Genomic DNA, 2,111 nt, shown 5'->3' on the forward strand with positions numbered 1-2,111 from the left:
GCGCACAGGGCGTGGGCATCTACCCCGTGTCGCCGCTGTTCGCCGACGCGCAGCGCGGCGGGCCGGCGCGGCCCGGCGGGTGGGTGCTGGGGTATGCGAGCCTCACGGTGGAGCAGATCGAGCAGGGCATCCGGATCCTGGGGCGCATCGTGGCCGCCTGGGGCGCGGGGGCGCCCGCCCCGGTGCCACCGCATTGAGGGCCGGGCCGAGAAGCGGAGGGTGCGGTTATCCTGCCCGCCGACCCCGCCCCGGCCCCATTCCCCTTTTCCGCACTGCATGCCCCTCCTGCACATTCTCTGGCGCGACGAGCACCTCGTCGCCGTGTACAAGCCCGCCGGCTGGCTCGTGCACCGCACGGGGCTGGACGCAGGCGAGACCCGCTTCGTCATGCAAACGCTGCGCGACCAGATCGGGCAGCACGTGTACCCGGTGCACCGGCTGGACAAGGGCACCTGCGGCGTGCTGGTGATGGCGCTGCACCCGGCCGCGGCGCGCACGCTGTCGCAGGCCTTCGAGCACCACGCGGTGCGCAAGCGCTATCTCGCCCTGGTGCGCGGCTGGATGCCCGATGCGGCCGAGGTGGACCACGCCCTGCGCCCCGACGACGCCCCGCCCGACACCCCCGTGCAGGACGCCCACACCACGCTGCGCTGCCTGGCCCGGCTGGAACTGCCCGAGGCCGCCGACCCGCGCTTTCCCGGCACGCGCGCGTCGCTGGTGGAGGCCCTGCCCACCACCGGGCGGCGCCACCAGATCCGCCGCCATCTCAAGCACCTGGCGCACCCCATCCTGGGCGATGCCACGCACGGCAAGGGCCCGCTCAACCGCTGGTGGGCCGAGCGCCTGGGCCGCCAGCGGCTGTGGCTGCACGCCTGGCACCTGGGCCTGGCGCACCCGGCCACAGGCGAATGGCTGGCCCTGGACAGTGGGTTGCCCGACCCATGGGCGGCGACCCCCTCAGCCGCCGCCACGGGTCCGGACACCGCCGGCGATGCGATCGACTGGCAGCAGCGCGTGTTCGCCCTGCCCTGGCGATCTGCCGGATGATCGCCCGGTGCCACCGGCCGCGTCCTACCTGATGTGTCGCCCATGGCCGCTGGAAGGGGTGCGGTTCGGCGCCGACATTGGTCGGCGGTGACGCGCGCCGCGCCCCCCTTTCATTTTTCATAAGGTATTTCCGGATGACCCAGACCCGCCCCCTTTCCCTCCTCCTGCACGGGGCCCGTCGATGATGGGCTGGTGGGACCAGATCGCCACCACCGTGGCCGCCGAATTCTCCGACCTCACCGACCTGGGCCAGGCCACGCGCATCGTGGTGCGCCTGGGCATCGCGGGCCTGCTGGGCGGCCTGCTGGGCTGGGAGCGTGAGAACAAGGGCAAGGCGGCCGGCGTGCGCACCCACATGCTGGTGTCGATGGGCGCGGCGATGTTCGTGCTGGTGGCGCAGCAGGCCGGCATCAGCGCGGGGGACAACAGCCGCGTGCTGCAGGGCATCGTGGCCGGCGTGGGCTTCCTGGGCGCGGGCACCATCCTCAAGGGCGACGGCGAGAGCCAGGTCAAGGGCCTGACGACGGCTGCCGGCATCTGGCTCACCGCCGCCATCGGCGTGGCGGCCGGCCTGGGTCTGGAGGCCACGGCGGTGCTCAGCACATTGCTGGCGCTGGCGATCTTCAGCGCCGTGCCGCTGGTCCAGCGCCTGACGGAACGCGACAGCCACCCGGACACCAAGTAGCGGCCTTCGGCGTGTACCATCGCGCCACGGTCCCATCCGGCGACCTGCAACGGAGCACTCCATGGCCAAAGGCGAACAGCGCAGCAACAAGATGGCGAAGAAACCCAAGAAGGACACTTCGCCCCCCAAGGAAGGAAGCGGTTCCGACCGCCCCATGGCCCCCATCACCGCGGTGATGCCGCGCGGCAAACTGAAGAACAAGTAACGGCAACGGGCCACGGCCCCACCGGAGCCGGGCCCTGCCGCCCGGCCCACCCGCAGCGGCCTGCCCTGGTTTCACAGCGCAGGCCGCTGTTTTTTCTTCTTGGGCGCGGGCCAGATCCACTGCGGCATGGCGGGGCGCCTCGGGGTGCGGGCGGCAGCCGCAACGGCAGCCGCA

The 2,111-nt window shown here is 72.4% G+C and carries 3 protein-coding genes and 1 pseudogene; all 4 read left to right on the forward strand.

All coding sequences use genetic code 11. From position 1 onward, the window contains the following. Positions 1-197 (forward strand): annotated as a pseudogene (locus tag AC27KI_RS23405) (MocR-like pyridoxine biosynthesis transcription factor PdxR); the annotation flags it as partial. Between the two features lie 79 nt (positions 198-276). After that, the gene (locus tag AC27KI_RS23410; RefSeq protein ID WP_487090915.1) at positions 277-1,047 is read left to right on the forward strand and encodes a pseudouridine synthase; all 771 of its coding nucleotides are present in this window, start codon (positions 277-279) and stop codon (positions 1,045-1,047) included. A gap of 181 nt (positions 1,048-1,228) precedes the next feature. Further along, positions 1,229-1,732, forward strand: coding sequence for an MgtC/SapB family protein (locus AC27KI_RS23415; protein WP_284403469.1), 504 nt, complete (start codon positions 1,229-1,231; stop codon positions 1,730-1,732). A 61-nt stretch (positions 1,733-1,793) separates the two neighbouring features. Beyond that, positions 1,794-1,937 carry a hypothetical protein gene (locus AC27KI_RS23420; protein ID WP_272564027.1) on the forward strand — a complete coding sequence of 48 codons (144 nt, stop codon included), beginning with the start codon at positions 1,794-1,796 and terminating at the stop codon, positions 1,935-1,937. Positions 1,938-2,111 lie beyond the last annotated feature (174 nt).

The sequence above is a fragment of the Acidovorax sp. KPB24-03 genome, assembly GCF_057546605.1.

Bases quoted from the DNA above. Each gene is read 5' to 3' on its own strand.
- AC27KI_RS23415 (WP_284403469.1), top strand. From the start codon at position 1,229: ATGATGGGCTGGTGGGACCAGATCGCCACCACCGTGGCCGCCGAATTC.
- AC27KI_RS23410 (WP_487090915.1), top strand. From the start codon at position 277: ATGCCCCTCCTGCACATTCTCTGGCGCGACGAGCACCTCGTCGCCGTG.
- AC27KI_RS23420 (WP_272564027.1), top strand. From the start codon at position 1,794: ATGGCCAAAGGCGAACAGCGCAGCAACAAGATGGCGAAGAAACCCAAG.